At 50.4% G+C, this 23,706-nt stretch carries 19 protein-coding genes; 4 read left to right on the forward strand and 15 right to left on the reverse strand.

Translation table 11 applies throughout. The features are described from left to right. Nucleotides 1-257: 257 nt before the first annotated feature. From A6301_RS11000 to ushA, 6 genes are all read right to left on the reverse strand, one after another. A complete protein-coding gene (locus A6301_RS11000; protein ID WP_234257778.1) occupies nt 258-1,640 on the reverse strand; it encodes a glycoside hydrolase family 28 protein in 1,383 nt (460 codons plus the stop codon). A gap of 268 nt (nt 1,641-1,908) precedes the next feature. After that, nucleotides 1,909-2,910, reverse strand: a complete 1,002-nt coding sequence (gene yjiA, locus A6301_RS11005) for a GTPase (protein ID WP_234257779.1) — start codon at nt 2,908-2,910, stop codon at nt 1,909-1,911. A 16-nt stretch (nt 2,911-2,926) separates the two neighbouring features. Next, nucleotides 2,927-3,130 (reverse strand): YbdD/YjiX family protein, encoded by a 204-nt coding sequence (locus tag A6301_RS11010; protein WP_005976130.1) that lies wholly within the window; start codon nt 3,128-3,130, stop codon nt 2,927-2,929. 145 nt (nt 3,131-3,275) lie between these two features. Continuing rightward, nucleotides 3,276-5,429, reverse strand: a complete 2,154-nt coding sequence (locus tag A6301_RS11015) for a carbon starvation CstA family protein (RefSeq protein ID WP_107168379.1) — start codon at nt 5,427-5,429, stop codon at nt 3,276-3,278. Nucleotides 5,430-5,721: 292 nt separating this feature from the next. Further along, entirely contained in the window at nt 5,722-7,734 is a 2,013-nt protein-coding gene (locus A6301_RS11020) for a discoidin domain-containing protein (RefSeq protein ID WP_234257780.1), read from the reverse strand. 235 nt (nt 7,735-7,969) lie between these two features. Next, the gene (gene ushA, locus A6301_RS11025) at nt 7,970-9,619 is read right to left on the reverse strand and encodes a bifunctional UDP-sugar hydrolase/5'-nucleotidase UshA (RefSeq protein WP_234257781.1); all 1,650 of its coding nucleotides are present in this window, start codon (nt 9,617-9,619) and stop codon (nt 7,970-7,972) included. A gap of 670 nt (nt 9,620-10,289) precedes the next feature. Here ushA and ybaL point away from each other — a divergent pair. Next, entirely contained in the window at nt 10,290-11,975 is a 1,686-nt protein-coding gene (gene ybaL, locus A6301_RS11030; protein WP_107168383.1) for a YbaL family putative K(+) efflux transporter, read from the forward strand. A 111-nt stretch (nt 11,976-12,086) separates the two neighbouring features. Here the strand turns inward: ybaL and hemH are convergent, their stop codons facing one another. The 8 genes from hemH to A6301_RS11070 all read right to left on the reverse strand — a co-directional run bounded on the left by hemH (nt 12,087) and on the right by A6301_RS11070 (nt 20,722). After that, nucleotides 12,087-13,049: a ferrochelatase gene (gene hemH / locus A6301_RS11035; protein ID WP_234257782.1), complete on the reverse strand. Its 963-nt coding sequence runs from the start codon at nt 13,047-13,049 to the stop codon at nt 12,087-12,089. 418 nt (nt 13,050-13,467) lie between these two features. After that, complete coding sequence (gene adk, locus A6301_RS11040; RefSeq protein ID WP_205541528.1) at nt 13,468-14,112, reverse strand: adenylate kinase; 645 nt, start codon at nt 14,110-14,112, stop codon at nt 13,468-13,470. 262 nt (nt 14,113-14,374) lie between these two features. Next, entirely contained in the window at nt 14,375-16,258 is a 1,884-nt protein-coding gene (gene htpG, locus A6301_RS11045) for a molecular chaperone HtpG (RefSeq protein WP_234257894.1), read from the reverse strand. Nucleotides 16,259-16,432: 174 nt separating this feature from the next. Then, nucleotides 16,433-17,038, reverse strand: a complete 606-nt coding sequence (recR, locus tag A6301_RS11050) for a recombination mediator RecR (RefSeq protein WP_014914551.1) — start codon at nt 17,036-17,038, stop codon at nt 16,433-16,435. Next, nucleotides 17,038-17,367 (reverse strand): YbaB/EbfC family nucleoid-associated protein, encoded by a 330-nt coding sequence (locus tag A6301_RS11055; protein ID WP_010286242.1) that lies wholly within the window; start codon nt 17,365-17,367, stop codon nt 17,038-17,040. Before A6301_RS11055 ends, recR begins: the two co-directional genes overlap by 1 nt. A 40-nt stretch (nt 17,368-17,407) precedes the next feature. Continuing rightward, nucleotides 17,408-19,480, reverse strand: coding sequence for a DNA polymerase III subunit gamma/tau (gene dnaX, locus A6301_RS11060; RefSeq protein WP_234257783.1), 2,073 nt, complete (start codon nt 19,478-19,480; stop codon nt 17,408-17,410). A gap of 74 nt (nt 19,481-19,554) precedes the next feature. Further along, nucleotides 19,555-20,109, reverse strand: coding sequence for an adenine phosphoribosyltransferase (gene apt / locus A6301_RS11065; protein WP_005976108.1), 555 nt, complete (start codon nt 20,107-20,109; stop codon nt 19,555-19,557). A gap of 217 nt (nt 20,110-20,326) precedes the next feature. Next, entirely contained in the window at nt 20,327-20,722 is a 396-nt protein-coding gene (locus A6301_RS11070; RefSeq protein WP_107168388.1) for a DUF454 family protein, read from the reverse strand. 175 nt (nt 20,723-20,897) lie between these two features. Here A6301_RS11070 and priC point away from each other — a divergent pair, with 175 nt between their 5' ends. Next, nucleotides 20,898-21,437 carry a primosomal replication protein PriC gene (gene priC, locus A6301_RS11075; protein ID WP_234257784.1) on the forward strand — a complete coding sequence of 180 codons (540 nt, stop codon included), beginning with the start codon at nt 20,898-20,900 and terminating at the stop codon, nt 21,435-21,437. Nucleotides 21,438-21,474: 37 nt separating this feature from the next. Further along, nucleotides 21,475-21,654: a pleiotropic regulatory protein RsmS gene (gene rsmS / locus A6301_RS11080; protein ID WP_234257785.1), complete on the forward strand. Its 180-nt coding sequence runs from the start codon at nt 21,475-21,477 to the stop codon at nt 21,652-21,654. 34 nt (nt 21,655-21,688) lie between these two features. On the opposite strand, the gene acrR is transcribed toward rsmS, so the two are convergent. Next, complete coding sequence (gene acrR, locus A6301_RS11085; protein ID WP_107168400.1) at nt 21,689-22,330, reverse strand: multidrug efflux transporter transcriptional repressor AcrR; 642 nt, start codon at nt 22,328-22,330, stop codon at nt 21,689-21,691. A 165-nt stretch (nt 22,331-22,495) separates the two neighbouring features. Between acrR and A6301_RS11090 the strand changes: the two genes are divergently transcribed. Further along, complete coding sequence (locus A6301_RS11090) at nt 22,496-23,689, forward strand: efflux RND transporter periplasmic adaptor subunit (RefSeq protein ID WP_107168391.1); 1,194 nt, start codon at nt 22,496-22,498, stop codon at nt 23,687-23,689. Nucleotides 23,690-23,706 lie beyond the last annotated feature (17 nt).

Here is a 23,706-nt window from a genome sequence, read left to right on the forward strand (position 1 = left end):
AGTAAAGGAAGCAGATAGCAGAGGACTCCACGGCCAGTGTGTCCCCTGCTACCGCCTCATATACTCGTCATACTTCAAGTTGCATGTACGTTGGCTACACTCACTCGCCCGAATCACTTACTTGAGTAAGCTCATCGGGACTCCTTCCCTTGCCGCGTTATTCGGCCTTGTGGCCTCACCCCTTTGGGGTCAGCGCAAGCGCTGTTCAAAACGTTAACGTTTTGTCCTGAAACTCGAATTATTTAGGGTATAATCGATTACTGATCGACTTTCGCCCCTTTATCCAACTGCATCACCGGACCTTCTTTCACATTTAGCGTCAGGCCTTTGGTTTGCAGCTCCGCGTTCCTTATGCGAATACCTTTATCCGCATCAATGCGCACGTTATCAAAGTGGAAACCACTGAGTGGCGCTTCCGGTACGCCGATAATGTACGCTGCGGCTTTGGTCTTCCCAGCCGATTCCAAATTCTCGATCGTCACATTGCTGAAATGCGGCGTCTTGTACTGATCGAACGGCTGCTCTGGATCGGTATCCGGTGGGTAAATCTGCTCACCCATCGTGAAGCCACCTTCGGCCAGCATCTTATCTACCTCAGCCTGCACAATCGGCGCAGCTTTGTAGTAAGCGGCAAAGACCAGCGGGATTTCGACATCCACCATTTTGGTATTACGGTAAGTGATGTTTTTCACTTCGCCGCCTTTACCACGCAGGGTTTTAATGCGGATACCGTACATGGAACCTTCAAACTGGTTGTTTTCAACCAGCACGTTATTCACGCCGCCAGACGTTTCACTGCCGATGGAAATGCCGCGTCCCTGCTTCAGGATATTGTTGGCGATGTAGATGTTATCCACGACACCATTCGGGAAGCGGCTATCCGGCTTCTCGGCTTTTATCGCAATATGGTCGTCATTACAGTCAATGTAGTTATTAGTAATGCGGATGTTCTGGCTATCAATCGGGTCAATAGCATCGGTGTTCGGCGCATGCCACGGTGACAGAATCCGCGTACCGTTAACATCCACATCGTGCGAGTAACGCATCACAATATGGAAGCTAGGGGAATGGGTGAGTGTGACACCATCCACCAGCACGTTGCTGGAGCTTTTGATATAAATCAGACGGGGACGATCGGTCCCACCTTTCTTGCCAGTCGCACGAATATTCTCACGCCAGCGCTCCCACCAGACAGCGCCCTGCCCATCAATAGTGCCTTCGCCGGTAATCGCCACGTTCTGCGCATCGGCAATACTGATAAAGGGAAGCCAGCCATTTTCCGCTTCAGCGTATTTAGTTTTTTCCGTCGCGCGATACGCCGCGACTTCGGTCGACGCGACGATAGTGGCATCTTTTGCCAGATCCAGTCGGATGTTACTTTTCAGGAACAGCGGATCGACCAGATAGTTACCGCGAGGAACATGTACCGTTCCACCGCCAGCCGCAGCACAATCATCAATTGCCTTCTGGAAAGCTTCGGTATTTAGCGCGATTTGTAGGCGATGGCCTTCAGCCCCGTATTGCGTGACGTCACAGATTTTATCCGGGAATTTCACTGAACTGGCAGCCTGTGCCGTACCAGCTTGAATACCCAGTGTGATGCAGGAAGCCATTAATGACAGAGCAAGACCACTACGCATACTTAACCTCGCAGAATAATGAAATATCGTTTTAATAAAATATCACCAACACATCATTAAAAAGCGAAGGACGATCACGTTTTAGCTCTATTTGTAATAATTACAATAAGGTAGGATTTTTTTCAGGCAATTGCACTATTCCCATTCTGAGAATCAGCACTCCCCCGTCAGACAGAATGCGACACAAGCAGAACCAGGAATAGAACGAAAATAGGATTGAAGAGATGATAGTGCTGGCCTGAATGACCAGCACAAAAAGGCAGAAACGTTATGCCGTCAGACGAGCGAAAGCATCACGGATTTCCTGTTCAGGTAAATCCACACCAATAAACACCAGCACGCTCTTTCTTTCTTCATCAGCCTGCCATTCTCTGTCCCAGTCTGCGCTATACAAGCGCTGAACGCCCTGAAACAGCAGACGACGGTCGTCACCGTTGATGGCCAGAATACCTTTATAACGCAGTAGATTATCGGAGAATTGTAGCAGCAGGTTTTCCATCACATCGGAAACAGCCTGAAGCTCAACGGCATCATCAAGATACACAACTATCGACTGCACGTTATTCTGCGTAGGTGCAACAAAGCGAAATACCGGCGTTTTCACATCCAGTTCATCGCTGAGAACATTATCGCCAAGAACAAAACCGTCGATGTTAAACAGCACGCTCAGATCGATATTACCATGTACCACAGGGTAGATCGGCGCACGCGCATTGATGCGCTGCAAACGCGGTAGCAGCGTTTCGTCTTCGGCTGCCACGTCGGTTTTGGTTAGCAGTATCCGGTCAGCATAGCCAATCTGCGACTGGGCGATAGTGAACTGATCGAGCTGTTGCTGCGCATGTACCGCGTCCACTAGCGTGATAATTCCGTCCAGAACAAAACGTTCACAGATAACGTCATGGGAGAAGAAAGTCTGTGCCACCGGCCCCGGATCGGCCATACCGGTGCATTCAATGATGACGTGATCAAAATCCAGCGTACCGTTATCCACACCATCAACCAGATCGAGCAGCGCATCAGCCAGCTCATTGGACTGTGTACAGCAGATGCAGCCGTTGCTCAACGTCGTAATCTGGCTAGCACGTTCACCGATTAATGTATTATCGATGGGGACTTCACCGAATTCGTTTTCAATCACAGCAATTTTATAACCGTGATCGGCATTCAGGATATGCCGTAGTAAGGTGGTTTTTCCTGCACCGAGAAACCCGGTCAGAATAGTGACATACACAGGTTTAGCCACATCAGATGATAAAGGTTCAGTCATAACAGATTCCAAGTCGTTAACAGCAACGCATCCCGCCTTTGCCGTCTCCGCCGTAACGTGCCTGCTGGCGTTCGCGGAAGAATTCTTCGTACGTCATCGCAGGTTTATCGGGATGATTAGTCTGCATATGCTGCACATAGGTATCATAATCTGGCATACCGACCAGCATACGCGCCGCCTGGCCCAAATATTTTCCTGCTTTTCCCAGATTGCCAAACATCATTACCTCCAGACCATCGCCTGCAATAGCGGCTAGATAAAAAATACCCTGTATAACGTTATACATTATACAGGGTATCTGTACCCGTCATCTTTCACGTTCAACCTTGCAAGCGGTCTCGCAAAATCTGACGGGCGCGAGTGGCTTAGTGACCGGAAGAAACTTTCACGCCACCTTCAGGAACCGGAACATACGGTGTTTCCTGATCGGTACGTTCAGCGACTTTACGTGCAGCCAACGCCGCTTTAATACCGTACGCGATGATGCTGTACACCACGATCAGGAACAGAATGCTCAGACCGGCGTTGGTATAGTTATTGGTCACGATATGGTTCATATTCGAAATCTGCTGCGCGCTCAGATCCGCACCACCTTCTGCAATTTTGCCCTTGAACATGTTCGCCATGTAGAAGAAGCCTTCCAACTGTGGGTTGTCGCTGAACAGTTTCAGACCCAGCGCCCAAGTGGTACAGATCAGTAGCCAAATAGCCGGAACCAGCGTGACCCAAATGTACTGTGTACGTTTCATCTTAATCAGGATAACCGTACCCAGAATCAGCGCCACCGCAGCCAGCATCTGGTTAGAGATACCGAACAACGGCCACAGGCTCTTCACGCCGCCCAGCGGATCAACCACACCTTGGTATAACAGGTAGCCCCACAGACCGACACAGCCCGCGGTGCCGATCATACCCGCGATCAGCGAGTCAGTTTTCTTCAGGAATGGAACGAAGTTACCCAAGAGATCCTGCAACATGAAGCGGCCAGCACGCGTACCCGCATCCAATGCCGTCAGAATGAACAGCGCTTCAAACAGAATACCGAAGTGATACCAGAAGCCCATGTCAGCACCAGGAATGATCTGGTGGAACACGTGTGCGATACCAACAGCCAAGGTTGGTGCACCGCCTGCACGGTTCAGGACGGAAGGCTCACCGATATCTTTCGCCGTTTGCAGAATTTGCTCAGGAGAAATCACGAAGCCCCAGGAGCTAACGGTCGCCGCCGCGTGTGCGGATACATCCTGTAACTGCGCCAGAATCATTGGCGCATCCGCCGTGCCCAATCTATGCAGATCTGGCATCGTAATACCCAACGCCGCTGGCGGGGTATTCATCGCGAAGTATAGACCTGGTTCGATGATAGACGCCGCAACCAATGCCATGATCGCCACGAAAGATTCCATCAGCATGGCACCGTAACCGATGAAACGCGCATCGTTTTCGTTAGCCATCAATTTCGGCGTAGTACCGGAAGCAATCAACGCGTGGAAACCAGACACCGCGCCACAGGCGATCGTAATAAACAGGAACGGGAACAGCGTACCTTTCCAGACTGGACCAGTGCCATCTACAAACTGCGTTACCGCTGGCATTTTCAGATCGGGATTCAGGATCACGATACCAATTGCCAGACCGACGATGACACCAATTTTCAGGAAGGTCGCCAGATAGTCACGCGGCGCCAGAATCAACCATACCGGCAGCAGCGCAGACACGAAGGCATAGCCAATAAGCGTATAGGTGATGGTTGTATCTTTGAAGGTCAGCGCTGGGCCCCAGTACGGGTCGTGTGCAACAACACCACCAAACCAGATTGCCAACACCAGCAGCACAATCCCGATCACCGAGATTTCACCGACTTTACCCGGGCGGATAAAGCGCATGTAGACACCCATAAACAGCGCGATCGGCACCGTAGAACAAACGGTAAAGACGCCCCACGGGCTTTCTGCCAGCGCTTTCACCACAATCAGCGCCAGTACGGCAAGAATGATGATCATGATAAGGAAGCAGCCGAACAGCGCAATCGTACCCGGTACTGGACCAAGTTCTTTCTTAACGATTTCGCCTAACGACGCGCCGTTACGACGGGTCGAAATAAACAGCACCATGAAGTCCTGCACGGCACCCGCCAGCACAACCCCCGCCAGCAACCATAAGGTGCCAGGCAGGTAACCGACCTGTGCGGCCAGTACCGGCCCGACCAACGGACCTGCACCGGCGATAGCAGCAAAGTGGTGCCCGAACAGCACGTTACGGTTCGTCGGCACGTAGTTAAGGCCGTCGTTATTGACAACGGCAGGGGTTGCTCTGGTTGGGTCCAACTGCATGACTTTTTGTGCGATATACAGGCTGTAGTATCGATAAGCCACGAGATAAACGGCGACAGAAGCAACAATAATCCATAAGGCACTGACATGCTCACCGCGACGTAGTGCGACTACGCCGAGGCAGGCAGCCCCAATGATTCCAAGAATCATCCAGGGGATGTGTTTAAGAATGGAATTGCTCTTCATAAGACATCCTTCAATTAAAAATCACAATCGTTTGATTTTGTTAGCTGTGGAAAAATAAACCCTGGTAAAGCGTTGTGCGATAACGCAAGCCATCGCGTATTTCAGATAAGGAAGAGAGTGGCGGCACAGTACGTCATCGCGTACGCGCGTGGAGCAGGTATTTGGGTAGGCGGCAGAATAGCGTGCTAAGCGGTTAGAATGACGCAGTGAGTGGCTGGAGAAAAATGGGGCTACATCAAAAAGAGAAGGCCGCGAAATTCGCGGCCAGTAAAGAGTTGAGTAGCGTGAGCGATTACGGAACCTGATACGCCAGTTTGTAATTACCCGCCGTCGCGGTGCGGAATGTCACGCTGTCGGTGCGCCAGCGGATTTCCACTTCCGCAGGGGATTGCACTTTCCAGCTAGACGCATCGTTGACGTTCAGCGCCAGCCGGTCAATGGTCGCGACATCCGCCACCGGATCGGTGATATCAAGTGCGAATGCAAACGCAAGTGAGTCCGGTACGCCATTGTTGGATGCAAACAGTTGCGTCCACTGTGCCGCCGTAATACTGCCTAGCTCAGTTGGCGTCATACCGTCTGCAACCAGCGCCGTTGCACCTGCCGTATCTACTGACAGCGCACCAACATCAACCCATACCCCATTGCGCAAGACATGCCAGTTCACCAGATCTCGCGTGACGGCGACACGTACTTTGCCGTTGCCCGTTTGCGTTGCCGTTAGCGTTGCGGAGTTGATTTGAGGCCATGTGGCGGGCATCAGTGATTTTTGAATGGCTATCTGATTGATTGGATAATTATTCACTGTAACACTTATCGCATGGGATGATATTATTTCAAATGGCGCTAATCGCTGCACATCATATGAGGAAATAACCCCAGACTCATAGAACCCAGTGAGTTCTATATCTAATCCAGATTCCGGTTTTTTTACTTCAGAAATAATTCCACTGTGTGATGTGTAATACCGTCCACCAGAACGTATCAACATACGTGATTCGGTACCGAATAATCGCAATTCTTGTATTGTACATGCATCTCTCGTTGTATTATATCGAGTTATATACAATCTGTAATGATTAAAACGACTCGGCACTGATAGTTTAAACTTCTTCTCTTCGTTTGATGAAAATGTGATGTCAGACCTACTATCCAGTACATTCCATTGTTTTCCGTCATTGCTTCCCTGAAGCTCAAAATCGATCGGAGTTCCACCCACATTCATATTCTGCCGAGCAGTTATTGAGTATGAATCTACTGTTGTTACTACTGGAAGCTGAATAGACAGCCAGTGCGGAGCTGGCGTATTTGTTGCTGACCATCTTGATGTATCACCAGTTACGACACCATCAAATGCCAGCCATCCCATCCATGCAGGATCGTAATAGCTATCCTGAGATACAATATAACCCGTAGGAAGGATATTTGATGACATAGAAGGTACTATTGATGATAAAGGTATTTTTATATCAATAGGCTCCCCATTATTAACAATTTCTGTTGAATAAAAATCACTATTAACTGTTAAATCGTAAGAACTTCCTGTAAATAGCTTCATTTTTCCATCAAAAATAACCGCACCAGTCGCGTTGTAATTTGGCTCACTCGACACATTAAATTCATCAACAATATAAGTCTGGTTTGCCGTACCCGCTTCTTCTTTCAGCGCATACGCCGCGAGATTAAATTTATTTTGTGGGCTAATGCTGAACACGTGATTTTGTCCTGCCGTTGCGCCCTGTCGGTCTGCGACAACATAACCGGAACTGCCGCTGCCGGAACCGCCGCCCGTAGCGCTAATTACCGTTTTCTCATTCGCAGGGTCATAGCTCAGCGTCACGCCTGTTCCTGCTTCCAGTGAGGAATGGATGAGCTGTTTTGTTTTTTGCGTGTAGTCGGTGATTTCCGCTGTGGTATGTGTATGTCCTACCGCGGCTGCCCCCATTTGCGCTGGCGTTAGTGAAAGATCACCGCTGCCCAACAATGACTGGCCAAAGAGCGTACGGATAGTAGTGCCAGAAATTAACTCATCCTGCTTCGCATTCCAGACTGCTTTTTCATCCGATGTGACAAATTTTCTGGTGGCCGTTTCGGTAATCTGATCGGCCGTATAATCTCCAGACTGGGCAGTGACAACACCAGTCCGTCCGAATACAGAGGCGACACCCGAAACGCCGGGTTCTTGCCCGCTTCCGTTATCAGAATGGCAGCAAGTGTGAGGATTAATCAGGATAGGAGGGTGAACGGTACATGTGGATTTACCTGTGCTGTCACAGACGTTGATTTCAATATTAATATCTTTCATGGTGCTAACGACTCCGTTGATAAAAGGCATCAGGAGTGTCGTTTATTTGGCGGGGGAACTATTTTAAAGCGAATTAAGAAAAAAATAATATAATTTAACAAGTCACATCAATTAATTATATTATTTCAATTTAACAGCTAAGGGACTAAATAAAACATATTTCTTGAAGATCCCTCAGAGAAAAAACAGCGGTTTTCGCCACCAGCGAAGAGACAAAAACCGCCATTATTATTAATTACTTATAAAAAATCTCACCTTTCGGTGCATAGGCTTCTGCATCCAGCGGAGAATGTTTCTCGATGTACTGCTTCAACACTTCCGCATCGACAAAGCCAGTGTTCACATAGCCTGGTAGATTATCAAGACGCGGGTAGCCATCGCCCCCCATCGCATTAAAGTTCAGCGTTGCCATACGATAAACTTTATCGGCCTGCAACGGTTCGCCTTTGATTTTCACGTTCTGCACACCTTGACCATCGGCCGTCAGGCTGACGTTAAGGAATTGTGCATAGGCACCAGAATCCACCTTTTTATTGGCGGCAACAGCCAGATATTTCTCGACGTCACTGCCTTTCATATCGATATAAACCAGCGTATTCGCAAATGGCTGAACCTTCAGTACATCTTTATAAGTGATATCACCCGGTTCAATCGAATCACGCACACCACCGCCGCTCATAATGGCAAAATCTGCCTCTGCACGCTCAAGCTGCGCTGACAGCAGCACGCGAGCCAAATTGGTCTGACGGAAACGTACCTGATTACGATCGCCTTCCAATTTGCCTTTCACGCTACCAATCTTAATACCTAGTTGCGCCTGCCCTTTTTCCTGGAACGGCGTCAGCATTTTCATGACGTCAGAATCCTGTGCGATTTCATGCGTATAGAACACACGTTCGGTTTTGCCGTCTTTTTCTACTTTCTTCTTCAGGTTGATCGGTATCAGTTGATAGTGTTCAAGCTTCAATTCGCCATTACGGAATGTGAAATCAGCACGACCGACATATTTACCCCACTCGTGCGCCTGAACAATCCAGGTGCCGTTCTGGCGATCGGGTGCACAAGGCGTACCCGGCACATAATCCACCTGTTTTTTATTTTCCTGCGCCATACAGACCGGGTCCTGCGAGTGACCACCGACGATCATGTCCAGATAGCCAGCAGGTAAGCTACGCGCCATTTCCACATCACCTGGCGCGTTAGAGCCGTGATTACCATCGTCATAGTGCCCCATGTGCGTAGCGGCAATAATCACATCCGGTTTTTCGCTCTTACGCAATTGCTCAACAACCTGCTTCGCTTCCGCCGAAGGATTACGGAATTCGATATCGGTAAAATACTCAGGATTGCCTAATTTGGCCGTATCATCCGTTGTCAGGCCGATAACTGCGATTTTTACACCTTGTTTGTCGAACAGGGCATAAGGCTTGAACAAGCGCTGATTAGTACTTTTTTGGTAGATGTTAGCCGATAATAGCGGGAATTTTGCCCATTTCTCCTGCTGACGCAGCACAGACAGTGGATTATCGAATTCGTGGTTGCCAAGCGCCATCGCATCATAGCCAACCATGTTCATACCACGAAAATCAGGCTCTGCATCCTGTAAATCAGATTCAGGGACGCCGGTATTAATATCACCGCCGGAAAGTAGTAATACGCTGCCACCTTTGCTCGCCACTTCCTGACGAATCTGGTCGACCAACGTTTTTTGTGCCGCCAAACCATATTCGCCGTGATCGTTATGCCAGAAATGGCCGTGGTGGTCATTCGTATGCAAAATAGTGATGGCGTATGTTTTGTCTTTTTCCCAAGCCATTGACATAACAGGCGTTAGCGCCAGCGATACCGCCATCGCACATCCCAGAGCTTTTAGTGAAAAGCGCATGATAAATCTCCGTTTATTTTAAAACTACAGTGGAACCACTGAGAAATTCATTGCACAAATTATCACAGCCAGATGAACAATGCGCCAAGCACGTTCACGCCGTTCGTCAGCAATGTGCGATAGCCGACAAAATCAGATTAGGCATCGTAGCTAGAGTCATATCGTATTGACCTGGCACTGTCGTCGCGCCGTCATGAACTCTTGTTAATATGGATGCTTCATCGGAATAACCCAGCATCATACCGTTTATCCTCTGTTTTCCGGGGTTTTACACCGGTAGAAAAATTTTTTTCACTGAATACACAGAAAAGCAGTGAGGCATTACAGTCAAGAACATCACGCTATCAGAATAATTACGCATGTTTATCAATGCTTATCGCCAGAAACCATCACTAAATCTGTGTTACACTATCTTTAGCTGGAGAAACTGATATTTTTCATAAAATACCACTTTTATCCAAGCAACATTTCTCTACATGCAATAGAATTTATGTATACCCAGAATAATTGGCGTTGCAGGTAGACAGCAAACGAACGCCTCCCAATACACTTTTCGATACATATAATAAAAGTGATAAGGATGCGTAAGTACTGCTAACTACGTTGCAGCTTCAAGACAAGAAGGGTAAATCCGCTCAATTACGTTTCACCTATGGCACAAGGAGTTGGGATGCATGCTGCAACACCGCTAATTTCTACTATCGCCGGGGGGCTGGTTCTTGCCTTCCTTCTTGGCATTCTGGCAAACCGCCTGCGCATCTCTCCCCTTGTTGGTTACCTTGCCGCAGGCGTACTTGTCGGTCCTTTTACCCCCGGCTTCGTCGCCGATACGTCACTGGCATCAGAACTGGCTGAACTCGGCGTAATCCTGCTGATGTTTGGCGTCGGCCTGCACTTCTCTCTGAAAGACCTGATGGCGGTAAAGTCCATCGCCATTCCCGGTGCAATAGCCCAGATAGCTGTGGCAACGCTGCTTGGAATGGGGTTGTCCACTATGCTGGGCTGGAACCTGGCGAGCGGCCTGGTTTTTGGCCTCTGTCTGTCTACCGCCAGTACCGTGGTTCTGCTACGTGCGTTGGAAGAACGTCAGCTTATTGATAGCCAACGTGGTCAAATCGCCATCGGTTGGCTGATCGTAGAAGATCTGGCTATGGTGCTTACGCTAGTCCTGCTGCCCGCCTTCGGCGACATGATCGGATCTGAACATGCCGATACCAGCAAACTGCTGGCTGACTTAGCCTGGACCATCGGTAAAGTCATTGCGTTTATCACCCTGATGATTGTAGTAGGCCGCCGTCTGGTGCCCTGGGTGTTGGCAAAAAGCGCCAGCACCGGATCACGCGAGCTTTTCACGCTGGCAGTGTTAGCGATGGCATTGGGTATTGCCTTTGGCGCAGTGAAACTGTTTGATGTCTCCTTTGCTCTAGGTGCATTCTTCGCTGGCGTGGTATTGAACGAATCAGAACTCAGCCAGCGGGCAGCGCACGATACCTTGCCGCTACGCGATGCCTTCGCTGTACTGTTCTTCGTTTCCGTCGGAATGCTGTTTGATCCGATGATCCTACTGAACGACCCCATTTCCGTGCTGATCACACTGGCAATCATTGTGTTCGGTAAGTCAGCGGCCGCTTTCGTGCTGGTTCGTCTCTTTGGTCACTCAAAACGGACGGCATTAACGATTTCCGCCAGTCTGGCGCAGATCGGTGAATTTGCCTTTATTTTGGCCGGGCTCGGCATTGTGTTAGGGCTGTTGTCTGAAGAAGGACGAAATCTGGTACTGGCTGGTGCCATTCTCTCCATCATGATAAACCCGCTCCTGTTTACGCTGCTTGAACGCTATCTGGCGAAGAACGAAACAATAGAAGAGCAAATTGTGGAAGAAGCGATTGAGGAAGAGAAACAGATTCCTGTCGATATGTGCAACCACGCGCTACTGGTCGGCTATGGCCGCGTCGGTAGTCTTATTGGTGCCAAGTTGCATCAGGCTGGAATTCCCGTAGTAGTCATTGAGAATTCACGCACACGTGTCGATGCACTGCGTGAACAAGGAATCAAGGCCGTATTGGGTAATGCCACCAAACCTGAAATTATGGATATTGCTCGTCTCGACTGTGCTCGTTGGCTATTACTGACGATTCCAAACGGCTATGAAGCCGGGGAAATCGTCGCAGCAGCCCGTGAGAAGCGCGCCGATCTGGAGATTATCGCGCGTGCGCACTATGACGATGAAGTCAGCTACATTACCGAGCACGGAGCGAACGAGGTGGTAATGGGAGAGCGGGAAATCGCCAACAGTATGATTACACTCTTGAAGCTGGATGAAATTCCACCAGCACCTCAGGCGTGTCCTATCTAAGTAGCTATATACTACTGAATACAAAAAATGGCGGACACATTATGTCCGCCATTTTTTTATGCTCTCAGATGCAGACGCGATATCGTCAAGCACCACCAAACAGACACCATCTTACCCATTTTTTCCGACTAACTGTTCCAGCAGATCGATATGCAGCGGATCATCATTGAGCGCAGGAATGTAGTGGAAAGCCTCTCCACCTGCGTGCAGGAAGATTTCACGGTTCTGTTCCTGAATTTCTTCCAACGTTTCCAGGCAGTCAGCAGCAAAACCCGGGCACATAATCTGAATATGTTTAACGCCCTGCGCAGGCAACCCCTGCATGGTTTCATCCGTATACGGCGTCAGCCAGGGTTCACGACCAAAACGCGACTGGAAGGTCATCATTATTTTTCCTTCCGGCAGCCCCAGCGCAGCAATCAGTGCCTCTGTCGTCGCCCGACAGCGCTGCGGATAGTCGTCCCCTTCGTTTGCATAACGCACAGGTATACCGTGATAGGAAATAACCAATCTGTCCGGTTCGCCATGTTCAGCAAAAGACTGCTCAACACGGTGTTTCAACGCCGCAATATAGGCAGGATGTTCAGCGTAATCACGGATAAAGCGAATCGCAGGCAGTTGACGATTATCACGCAGTTGCGCAGCTAGCCCATCCCACACGGCGGCAGTCGTTGAGCAGGAATATTGCGGATACATCGGCAAGACCACCAGTTGCGTTACACCTTGCGCCAGTAACTTATCCAGCGCTGAACGCAGGCTGGGTGAACCATAGCTCATTCCCAGCTCAACGGGCGTTTCTGGCATACGTGCAGCCAGTGCCTGCTGCTGTCGGCGGCTAATCACCAACAGCGGCGATCCCCCTTCCATCCAGACCGATTGATAGAGCTTTGCCACTCGCGGTGAGCGAGTTGGTAGTATGATGCCGCGCAGCAGAGGCCACCAGAGCAAACGCGGCGTATCCACCACACGTCTATCGCTCAGAAACTCAGCCAGATAACGTCTTACCGCCTGCGGCGTTGGGGCATCGGGTGTTCCTAAGTTCACCATCAGCACGCCGTATTTCTCTTGTTTCATCGCCGTCTTCCTTTTGTGGAGAAGCAAGCTTTCTTTCAGCCCGCCAGTGCGTAACATCAAGTGTCTATACCCTAAATAATTCGAGTTGCAGGCAGGCGGCAACCGCACGAATCCCCAGGAGCTTACACAAGTAAGTGACTGGGGTGAGCAAAGACAAATTGGCTTAGCCAATTTGAACGCCGCTTGCGGCGACCCTTCAGGGCGAGGCCCAGATATGTGCCGAGTATTGCCAACGAACATGCAGCTTGAAGTATGACGGGTATATTGTAGCGAAAAAAAGCTAAACAAATACGGGTAGATAACAGGGGTAATACCAATGCTACTAATAGAGGAAAATAAACAAGAGAGGGTTTCAGAACGAAAAAATGCCAGACGATTATCTGGCATTCAGAGGGTGGAACTCAGTTCACTAGAAAAATTAGCCCAGAATAGTTTCCAGCTCTGCGCGAACTTCTTCCACTTTACGCGTACCTTCTACTTTGAAGTAGCGCGTATTACCCGCATCAGCTTCTTTTTGATAGTAAGAAACTAACGGTGCAGTCTGCTGATGGTACTCAACCAGACGTTTACGCACGGTATCTTCCTGATCGTCCTTACGAATGCTCAGATCTTCGCCTGTCACGTCATCTTTGCCTTCAACTTTAGGCGGATTGAATTTTACATGATAGACACGACCGGATGCCGCATGCACGCGACGGCCAACGATACGATCGATGATCAGTTCGTCAGGAACGGCGAATTCGATAACGTAATCCACATCGATACCAGCGTCTTTCATCGCATCAGCTTGTGGAATAGTGCGTGGGAAGCCATCCAGCAGAAAACCATTACGGCAATCGTCCTGGGCGATGCGTTCTTTAACCAGAGCAATGACCAGTTCATCAGTGACGAGTTTACCCGCGTCCATGATTTCTTTAGCCTGTTTGCCCAATTCAGTACCCGCTTTTACCGCAGCACGCAGCATGTCACCCGTGGAAATCTGCGGAATACCGTATTTTTCCATGATGAATTGAGCCTGAGTACCTTTGCCTGCGCCCGGAGCGCCCAGCAGAATAATACGCATCGCGTAAATCCCCTTGCTATGTAATATTTATAAAATAAATTTGAAAAACGCTAAACCATACCATTCCAGACGCTTATGCTCAAGGAACGGGCTCGCTTCAGCAATGTATAGGCAGATGAAAAAAAGCCAGATACCTAAAAATACGGTTTGCCGCCTGCCCAATGTTGCCATTTAGTGTAGACGAATAAACCCTCGTCAGAGGAAGGAAGCGTAAAAGTCGGGGAAGATCCCGGTTGGCACCGGGATCTGAAGGGCATCACTATCAGGCACTTAACAGCTGATTCATACGGCGGATGAACAGATTCGGATCGTCCAACGTGCCACGTTCGGCCAGCAACGCCTGATCAAGCAGCAGCTCAACCCACTCGCCAAATTCAGCTTCATCAGAAACGTCGGCTGCACGTTTAATTAACGCATGCTCCGGGTTCAGTTCAAAGATGTACTTCACTTCCGGTGCTTGCTGGCCCGCCGCTGCGAACAGTTTTGCCATCTGTGTGCTCATCTCGTCCGCATCCGTCACGACAATCGCAGGCGTGTCGGTCAAACGGTACGTGAAACGCACGTCTTTAACACGCTCACCCAACAGCGTTTTCACACGCTCAACAAACGGCTCCAGCGCTTTTTGTGCTTCTTTCTGCGCATCGTTTTCTTCATCAGCCAGTTTATCCAGCGCATCATCCGCCTTGCTGACAGACTGGAAGGATTTACCGTCAAACTCGGTCAGGTAGCTCATCATCCATTCGTCAATACGCTCGGACAACAGCAATACCTCGATGCCTTTCTTACGGAATAGCTCCAGATGTGGGCTGCCCTTCGCCGCAGCATAGCTGTCTGCGGTGATGTAGTAGATCTTGTCCTGACCTTCTACCATTCGACTGACGTAATCTTCCAGCGATACCGTCTGCGCAGAACTGTCAGATTGCGTGGTAGCAAAACGCAGTAATTTCGCGATCGCTTCACGGTTACTGCCGTCTTCCGCCGGGCCTTCTTTCAGCACCAGGCCAAACTGTTGCCAGAACGTCTGGTATTTTTCCGCGTCGTCTTTCGCCAGTTTATCCAGCATTTGCAGCACGCGTTTAGTCAGTGCATTACGCAGGTTCTGCGTCACACGACTGTCCTGCAAAATCTCACGGGAAACGTTCAACGGCAGATCGTTGGAATCAATCAGGCCGCGCACAAAACGCAGGTAATTCGGCATGAACTGCTCGGCGTCATCCATAATAAAGACGCGCTGAACGTACAGTTTCAGACCGTGTTTATGATCACGATTCCACATATCCCACGGTGCACGCGCTGGGATGTACAGCAGGCTGGTATATTCCTGCTTACCTTCCACACGATTGTGGCTCCAGCTCAGTGGATCGGTAAAGTCATGGGAGATGTGCTTATAAAATTCGTTGTACTCATCATCGCTGACTTCAGATTTACTGCGCGTCCACAAAGCTTGTGCCTTGTTAATCTTTTCCCAGCTAACGGTGGACTCACCGCCTTCTTCTTCACTTTCTGTCCGGGATTCGATTTCTACCGGCAGCGCGATATGGTCGGAATATTTACTGATGACGGAACGCACACGCCAATCATCCAGAAACTCGTCTTCACCTTCGCGCAGGTGCAGCGTGATTTCCGTACCGCGATCGTCTTTGGTGATATCGGCAATAGTGTAATCGCCTTCACCGGCAGATTCCCAATACACGCCCTGATCGGCATTCGCGCCCGCAGCACGGGTACGCACGGTCACTTTATCCGCAACAATGAACGCGGAGTAAAAGCCCACACCGAACTGACCAATCAGTTGGCTATCTTTAACCTGCTCTGAACCCATGGATTCCAGAAAGGCCTTGGTACCAGACTTCGCAATCGTACCAAGGTTATCAATCACCTCATCACGGCTCATGCCGATACCGTTGTCAGAAATCGTCAGGGTCCGTTTTTCTTTATCGGTAGACACTCGCACGCGCAAATCGCCATCGCCTGCGTACAGTTCAGGGGTAGACAGCGCGCGAAAGCGCAATTTGTCCGCCGCATCGGAGGAGTTGGAGATCAATTCACGCAGAAAAATTTCTTTGTTGGAATAAAGCGAATGGATCATCAAATGCAGGAGTTGCTTAACTTCGGACTGGAACCCGCGAGTTTCTTGGCCTTTCATACTCATTGTTGCTTACCTCAATCCTAATATTATTCAGGCTGATTAAACTGACGATAAGTACCAGATGGGGATAAATCAGGATGATTTCAAGGGGTAAATTTCAGCGGTTCAAGAAAATGGTGGGAGAAGAAAAGAAGACGCGGCTGTCAGAGAATGACGCTGACAGCCGACAGATTAAAACCGGAAAGGCTGACGACCTGCGAGCGAATGAGAAAGCGTTGTGCCATCGACCATTTCCAGCTCACCGCCAACGGGAACACCGTGTGCAATGCGGCTGGCCATCACGCCATGTTGCGCGCAGAGTTCAGCGATATAGTTCGCCGTAGCATCACCTTCTACCGTCGGGTTGGTAGCCAGAATGACTTCGCTGATCGATTCCACTTGCAGGCGCTCTTCCAACCGCCCCAAACCGATATCGTCTGGGCCGATGCCATCCAGCGGCGACAAATGTCCCATCAGCACAAAGTAACGGCCAGCAAACTGCCCCGTCTGTTCAATCGCATGAATATCAGCCGGGCTTTCTACCACGCAAATCTGCCCATTTTGCTGGCGACGCGGGTTCGAGCAAATCGCACAAACGTCCTGCTCGGTGAATGTCCGACAATCGCTACAGTGGCCGATTTCGGACATCGCCCGCGTCAACGCCTGCGCCAGACGCATACCACCGCTGCGGTTACGTTGCAGTAGTTGAAACGCCATGCGCTGCGCCGATTTGGGTCCAACGCCCGGCAGGCAGCGCAGCGCTTCCATCAATGATTCAAGAAGCGGACTGGTCTGCATTAGAACGGCATCTTGAAGCCCGGCGGCAATTGCATACCGCTGGAAACCGCTGCCATCTTCTCTTTCTGCGTTTCAGCGATGCGACGCGCAGCATCGTTGAACGCCGCAGCGATCAGATCTTCCAGCATCTCTTTGTCGTCTTCCATCAGACTTGGATCGATTTCAACGCGACGGCAGTTATGCGCACCGTTAATTGTGATTTTCACCAGACCGGCACCTGATTCACCCGTGACTTCCAGATTCGCCACCTCTTCCTGCATCTGCTGCATTTTTTCCTGCATCTGCTGGGCTTGCTTCATCAGGTTGCCAATTCCACCTTTACCAAACATAGTTTTCTCTCTATCACGTCGGGCTGCGCACTCGCAGCGGTTAAACAGGGCGGATACTTTCTTCGTCCAGTTCCGCATCAAAGAAACGCCGCAGCGTTTGAATCGTCGTATCGGCCAGGATCGACTGACGCGCCTGCGCCAGCTTCTCTTCATAGATAGCCTGACGCCACTCCAGCGGCGTCCGCACCGCCGGGTTGTCGTCTTCAGTAATCAGTAATTCTACAGGATGCCCGTAGTGGGCCGTCAATGCATCTATCAGCGTCTTTTGCGCCGCAGGCGAATTCAGATGCCGCTGGGATGAACGCAGATGCAGATGGACTTTACCTGCTTCCTCACTCTCTTTAAACGCATTAAGCGCCAGCTGTTGTACCAGCTTTGGCAACGTCAGGCGATGGATTTCCGCCGCCCAGGCATCCCGCTCCAGCGACTCTTCCGCCAGCCGTGCCGCCAGCTCCGGCGTCTTTTCGTGCTCTAAGGCCGAACGCAGTGCCTTTGGCGTCGCCACATCGGCCTTCACCTCATCAACCTTGTTTTGCGCCCGCCAACGATACGCTTCCGGTTTTTTGGGTTCGGAAGGCGAGGTTTTCGCGTTTTGCCGTTGAATGCTACGCTCAGTTACCGAAGCCAATCGCTCCAGCGCTGAAGTTGCCGGCCGCGTGTTGTCAGACGCTGCCGGTTCAGCCTTTTTTGGTGGCGTACTCCCCTGCTTTCTCAGTAGCTGGCTGCGAGCCTGTAGCAGTTGAGACGTCGCATCAGGCAGTTCGCTCTCACCATGCTGCTCCGCGGCGCTGGCCGAAGCCGTCAGTTCCCCTAACGGCGGTGCATACGCGGAGACATCCATCGGCGGTTCGGGAGAATAAGACGACGGTAGCACGTCGTTATGAGATTCAGCGTGTTGCGACACTGGCACACGAACCGTCGCCGATGCTGTAGCTACGGGCTGTTGCACAGGAGGCTGAATAGAAGGCACTCGCGTAGCCTGAACTGGCGCGACGCTTATTGGTGCAACAGGTTCGGCAATTATCTGACTGGGATGAAACGCCAACGCTCTCAGCAACGTCATTTCCACGCCCATCCGGCGATCGGGCGCAAAAGGCAGTTCTTTGCGGCCAATGAGTATCGTCTGATAGTAAAGCTGCACGTCCGCAGGCGGTAGCACACGGGCCAACTCTCGCATACGCGCTTCAACAGCAGCGTAATCATCGCCTAGCGCTGCTGGCAGCAGTTGAACCATCGCAATACGGTGTAACAGCGTCTGGGTTTCCACCAGCAGCGACTCCCAGTCCACACCGCGTGCCGCAACCTGATCTAACAGCGACATCACCTGTGCGCCATCGCCTTTCGCCAGCGCTTCGATAAGCGCTAGCGGTTGCTCGTCGTCCAACGTACCGAGCATTTGGCTGACGGAAACGGTCGTGACCTGCCCCTGCCCCATGGCAATCGCCTGATCGGTCAAACTCAGAGCATCACGCAAGCTACCATCGGCAGCGCGCGCCAAGAGTTGCAATGCTCGTGGTTCACTGACCAGATTTTCCGCCTGTAATACCTGTTCCAAATGCGCGCGAATCTGTTCGACATCCAGCGCTTTGAGGTGAAATTGCAGGCAGCGCGACAAAATGGTCACCGGCAGTTTCTGCGGATCGGTGGTCGCTAGCAAAAATTTGACGTGTGGAGGGGGTTCCTCCAACGTTTTCAGCAGCGCATTAAAGCTGTGACGAGATAGCATGTGTACTTCGTCAATCAGGTACACCTTGAATCGCCCACGCGCTGGGGCATATTGCACGTTATCCAGCAGATCGCGTGTATCTTCTACTTTTGTGCGAGACGCGGCATCGATTTCGATTAGATCGACAAAACGACCCTGTTCGATTTCTCGGCAGTTATCACACTGGCCGCACGGCGTTGCCGTCACGCCCTGTTCGCAATTCAGCCCTTTTGCCAGCAAACGGGCAATTGTCGTCTTCCCAACACCACGAGTGCCAGAAAACAAATAAGCGTGATGGATTCTGCCTAGAGAAAGGCCGTTAGCCAACGCGGTCAGGACATGTTCCTGACCGACAACATGGGTAAAGGTTTGAGGACGCCACTTACGGGCAAGAACCTGATAGCTCATCAATACCGCAACAGTCGAGTTATTGAGGCGATCATGCTAACACAGCCACGCCGCTATCGGCGAGACTGTTATGATTAATGTCCGGGGAAGTCAACCAGGCTATAGCAGGTTACGCCCATCTCGGTCAGACGTTGCTCACCACCCAGATCGAACAAGTTAATGATAAAAGCGGCATCATTCACCGTGCCACCCAGACGACGGATCAATTTCACCGTGGCTTCGAGCGTTCCCCCCGTTGCCAGCAGATCGTCGATCACCAGCACATTATCCCCTGCGGAGATCGCATCTGCATGAATTTCCAGCGTATCTGAACCGTACTCCAGCTCATAGCTTTCACCGATCGTCGGGCGTGGCAGTTTGCCCGGTTTGCGCACGGGAACAAAACCCACGCCCAGCGCCAGAGCAACCGGTGCGCCAAACAGAAAACCACGCGCTTCCGTACCGACAACCTTCGTCACACCGGTGTTGCGGTAACGGTTCGCCAGCATCTCAATACTGGCCGCATAGGCTACGGGATCTTCCAGCAGGCTGGTGACATCACGGAACAGTATGCCCGGCTTTGGATAGTCGGGGATGCTTTTGATACTGTTTTTAATTAATTCTGCCTGCTGCTGCGCTGTTACGGTCATCATAGTTGTGCCTGATAAAACGTTCTAAACATACAAATGCCGGTCGCCACAAGGCTTTCACCATCGCATGATGTGATGAATAAGCATTATGACAAAGAGGAGAATGGCGACCCGCGCACGAAAACGCTCAAATCTAGTCAAAGTGGCGGACAAATGCAACTATCCGCACTCTGGGTGGGTATTTTTTGTATTCTTGTCACAGAGACCGCCGCTTACGCTATCTTTTCGGATTCACGCCTTGCATTTGTTGTTCTGGATCAACCACAGGTAAACGAAGCATGAAGGTCAACAACATTGCCAAAATCACCAACAGCAAAATCCTGACCCAAACCAGTTTAACCAGCCAGAGCGAAAGCGCGAACGTTAACAGAATCATGGTGACAGCCTTCCATTTTGCTCCCGGCGGCAATGCCCGATGTTGTTGCCAATGGCGCAGATAGCTGCCAAACCAGGAACGGTACAGTAGCCAGTCATGGAAACGCGGGGACGAACGGGCAAAGCACCAGGCCGCCAGTAACAAGAAAGGCGTGGTCGGTAATAAAGGCAACACGACACCCAACGTTGCCAGCACAACAGAAACCCACCCCAGTATAATCAGCAACACGCGATACATATTCACCTTTACGCTTTGTCCGCTACAACTAACATCACACTTTATCACCACCTTGCCCGATGGATTAGTTAAGATATCCTCATGCAGGCCACAAGGCGTCGTATAACTTACCATGCTGACATATCACGCCGGAGTAAGCTGGCTGAATCATTGACCTTAATCGTAAGGGAAAAAAGTGAACACGCATCAATTGCTGCAGGCGCTTGAGCAACAAATTAATTCGCTGTCGAAAGAGCTGGAACCGCTGGCGGATAAAGCGGTGCCGCAATCACGCTTTGATCGTCAACTCTTTAGCAGTTACGGCACCCGACTGCGTGATTATCGCGCCGAGGTTGAACAAAATCTGCATACAATAAAACAGCTGGTCGCAGAGCAGCGCACCGATCGCGTAGCATTTCTGGCTGAAAAGCTGGTCAGCCAGATAGCCGCCTTGCAGCGTGAGCTGGCGACGCAGTCACTACGCAGACAGGAGCAACGCACTACGCCACAGCCAGATGAAGATGTGTATCACAAGCTAGCGGAACATCAGGACTATGAACGCCGTTTGCTTTCCATGATTCAGGATAGAGAAAGTCTGCTCATCACCCAAACGCTTTTCAGCGAGCAACAGCGGCTGCAAAAAGAGCTGGCGGCGCTGGAAGGACGACTGGCACGCTGTCGTCAGGCGCTGTCACGGCTAGAACGTCAGATAGAACGCCGGGAGCAAGGGCTATAGCGCAGCGGCTTCGCAGAGAAAAAAGAGGAATTGATTCATGTCACTTGAAAACGCCCCACCTGAAGTCAAGCTGGCGGTCGATTTGATTATGCTGCTGGAAGAAAACCAGATCGAACCGCGTATCGCACTGGCTGCGCTGGAGATTGTGCGTGCCGATTTTGAGAAAAAATGCCAGCAAGAAGAAAACAGTGTGAAATCTTCTGCCCAAAAAGAATAATTCCGGTGCTTAATGGTAAAATTTGTAAGCCAGGTTAAGCCGCAGGTTTACGTAGCGCTGGGCTAAAATGCAGCATATCGATAAACGCATCCACCAGCGCCGGGGCTTCCTGATCGAGATCGAAACTTTCCGGCATAAATAGCCAGTTTTCCATCACACCGGAAAAATAGGCACGCAGCGCAATCGCAGCACGGCGGGGATAAATGTCCATCGGCAACATGCCCAGACGAATGCACTCAATCAGGTTTTCTTCAATATCAACATAGCAGGAAAGATAAAGCTCTTTGCGCGCATTATACGATTGCAACATTTCACCGACAAACTCACATTTGTGAAATGCGATTTCCATAATCGAGCGCCAGTGCGTATCGCTAACTGTTAAACGCAGCATATAAATCAACAATTCACGCATCACGCAGAGTGGATTATCAGGAAATTTTGTCTGATACTCTATTTTAAACTCATCTATTTTTGACTCAGCCAACGCCCAGATTCCGTCAAAAATTTCGGCTTTGTTTTTAAAATGCCAATAAATAGCACCGCGGGTCACACCAGCAGCAGTCGCAATGTCGGACAATGAAGTCGCAGACACGCCATGCTCAGAGAACACTCTTAACGCGGTATCCAGTATCTGTTGTCGGGTTTCCTGAGCCTGTTTTTTGGTTTTTCGTGCCATGATAATTTGGTTTTTCGTGCCATAACGCTGTATTTGAAGGAAAGTGAGATTTACATACATTCAAGTATGTATGTAACATAGCATGAACATAAGACTATAGCAGCAATGGGTTTTTGGGCTTGTGATCCATTGGTCAATTTCAAATCGGACACTTGAGGTTTATCTATGAACAAAAACAGAAGGCTAACGCCTCTGGCGGCAGTTCTGATGCTTTCTGGCGGCTTAATGCTCGCAGGATGTGATAGCGGCAATAATCAGCAAGGTGGCGCGCAGCAGCAGATGCCTGAAGTGGGTATTGTCACGTTAAAAACGGAAGCACTGAATGTCATGACCGAGCTGCCGGGCCGCACAAGTGCTTACCGCATTGCTGAGGTTCGCCCACAGGTTGGCGGAATTATCCTAAAACGCAACTTCGTTGAAGGGTCGGACGTTAAAGCGGGCGCATCGCTGTATCAGATCGATCCTGCGACCTATCAGGCAAATTACAACAGCGCCAAAGGTTCACTCGCTCAGGCTCAGGCTCAGGCAGAAATTGCCCGTCTGACGGTTAATCGCTATAAGCCACTGCTGGGCACCAACTACGTCAGCAAGCAGGATTACGATCAGGCTGTCGCCACGTCCCGTCAGGCTGATGCTGCCGTTCTGGCTGCCAAAGCAGCAGTGGATACCGCGCAAATCAATCTGGCTTACACCAAAGTTAATTCGCCGATCGAAGGCCGTGTAGGAAGATCAACGGTAACAGAAGGGGCATTAGTAGGAACCGGGCAAACGGCAGCATTAACGACCGTGCAACAGCTTGATCCGATCTATGTTGATGTCACCCAATCCAGTAATGATTTCTTGCAACTGAAAAAAGAACTGGAAAACGGCACGCTGAAGCAGAATCAAGGTAAAGCGAATGTGCGTCTGCTGTTGGAAAACGGTACTGAATATGCAGAGGCGGGTACATTGGAATTTTCTGATGTTACGGTAGATGAAACCACAGGTTCCATCACGCTGCGTGCCATTTTCCCGAACCCACAGCATAACCTGCTGCCCGGCATGTTTGTGCGTGCTCGCCTCGATTCCGGCGTTAATCCGACCGCCTTATTAGTACCACAGCAAGGCGTCACCCGCGACCCACGTGGTCAGGCTACTGCGATGGTGGTGGGAGAAGGCGATAAAGTGGAACCTCGCACGCTTAAAACCAGTAAAGCAGTTGGTGACAAATGGTTGGTTACCGAAGGCTTGAAAGCGGGCGATCGCGTTATTGTCACCGGTCTGCAAAAAATCAGACCCGGTGCACAGGTGAAAACTCAAGAAGTCGCTCCAGAAAATCAGCAGGCGCCGCAAGCGTCAGCAGAACCCGCGAAGTCTTAAGACGTTCTAACAGGAGC

The sequence above is a fragment of the Pectobacterium sp. IFB5596 genome, assembly GCF_021432585.1.
Classification (GTDB): Bacteria; Pseudomonadota; Gammaproteobacteria; order Enterobacterales; family Enterobacteriaceae; genus Pectobacterium; species Pectobacterium punjabense.

Bases quoted from the DNA above. Each gene is read 5' to 3' on its own strand.
- A6301_RS11000 (WP_234257778.1), bottom strand. From the start codon at position 1,640: ATGCGTAGTGGTCTTGCTCTGTCATTAATGGCTTCCTGCATCACACTG.
- yjiA (WP_234257779.1), bottom strand. From the start codon at position 2,910: ATGACTGAACCTTTATCATCTGATGTGGCTAAACCTGTGTATGTCACT.
- A6301_RS11010 (WP_005976130.1), bottom strand. From the start codon at position 3,130: ATGTTTGGCAATCTGGGAAAAGCAGGAAAATATTTGGGCCAGGCGGCG.
- A6301_RS11015 (WP_107168379.1), bottom strand. From the start codon at position 5,429: ATGAAGAGCAATTCCATTCTTAAACACATCCCCTGGATGATTCTTGGA.
- A6301_RS11020 (WP_234257780.1), bottom strand. From the start codon at position 7,734: ATGAAAGATATTAATATTGAAATCAACGTCTGTGACAGCACAGGTAAA.
- ushA (WP_234257781.1), bottom strand. From the start codon at position 9,619: ATGCGCTTTTCACTAAAAGCTCTGGGATGTGCGATGGCGGTATCGCTG.
- ybaL (WP_107168383.1), top strand. From the start codon at position 10,290: ATGCATGCTGCAACACCGCTAATTTCTACTATCGCCGGGGGGCTGGTT.
- hemH (WP_234257782.1), bottom strand. From the start codon at position 13,049: ATGAAACAAGAGAAATACGGCGTGCTGATGGTGAACTTAGGAACACCC.
- adk (WP_205541528.1), bottom strand. From the start codon at position 14,112: ATGCGTATTATTCTGCTGGGCGCTCCGGGCGCAGGCAAAGGTACTCAG.
- htpG (WP_234257894.1), bottom strand. From the start codon at position 16,258: ATGAAAGGCCAAGAAACTCGCGGGTTCCAGTCCGAAGTTAAGCAACTC.
- recR (WP_014914551.1), bottom strand. From the start codon at position 17,038: ATGCAGACCAGTCCGCTTCTTGAATCATTGATGGAAGCGCTGCGCTGC.
- A6301_RS11055 (WP_010286242.1), bottom strand. From the start codon at position 17,367: ATGTTTGGTAAAGGTGGAATTGGCAACCTGATGAAGCAAGCCCAGCAG.
- dnaX (WP_234257783.1), bottom strand. From the start codon at position 19,480: ATGAGCTATCAGGTTCTTGCCCGTAAGTGGCGTCCTCAAACCTTTACC.
- apt (WP_005976108.1), bottom strand. From the start codon at position 20,109: ATGACCGTAACAGCGCAGCAGCAGGCAGAATTAATTAAAAACAGTATC.
- A6301_RS11070 (WP_107168388.1), bottom strand. From the start codon at position 20,722: ATGTATCGCGTGTTGCTGATTATACTGGGGTGGGTTTCTGTTGTGCTG.
- rsmS (WP_234257785.1), top strand. From the start codon at position 21,475: ATGTCACTTGAAAACGCCCCACCTGAAGTCAAGCTGGCGGTCGATTTG.
- acrR (WP_107168400.1), bottom strand. From the start codon at position 22,330: ATGGCACGAAAAACCAAAAAACAGGCTCAGGAAACCCGACAACAGATA.
- A6301_RS11090 (WP_107168391.1), top strand. From the start codon at position 22,496: ATGAACAAAAACAGAAGGCTAACGCCTCTGGCGGCAGTTCTGATGCTT.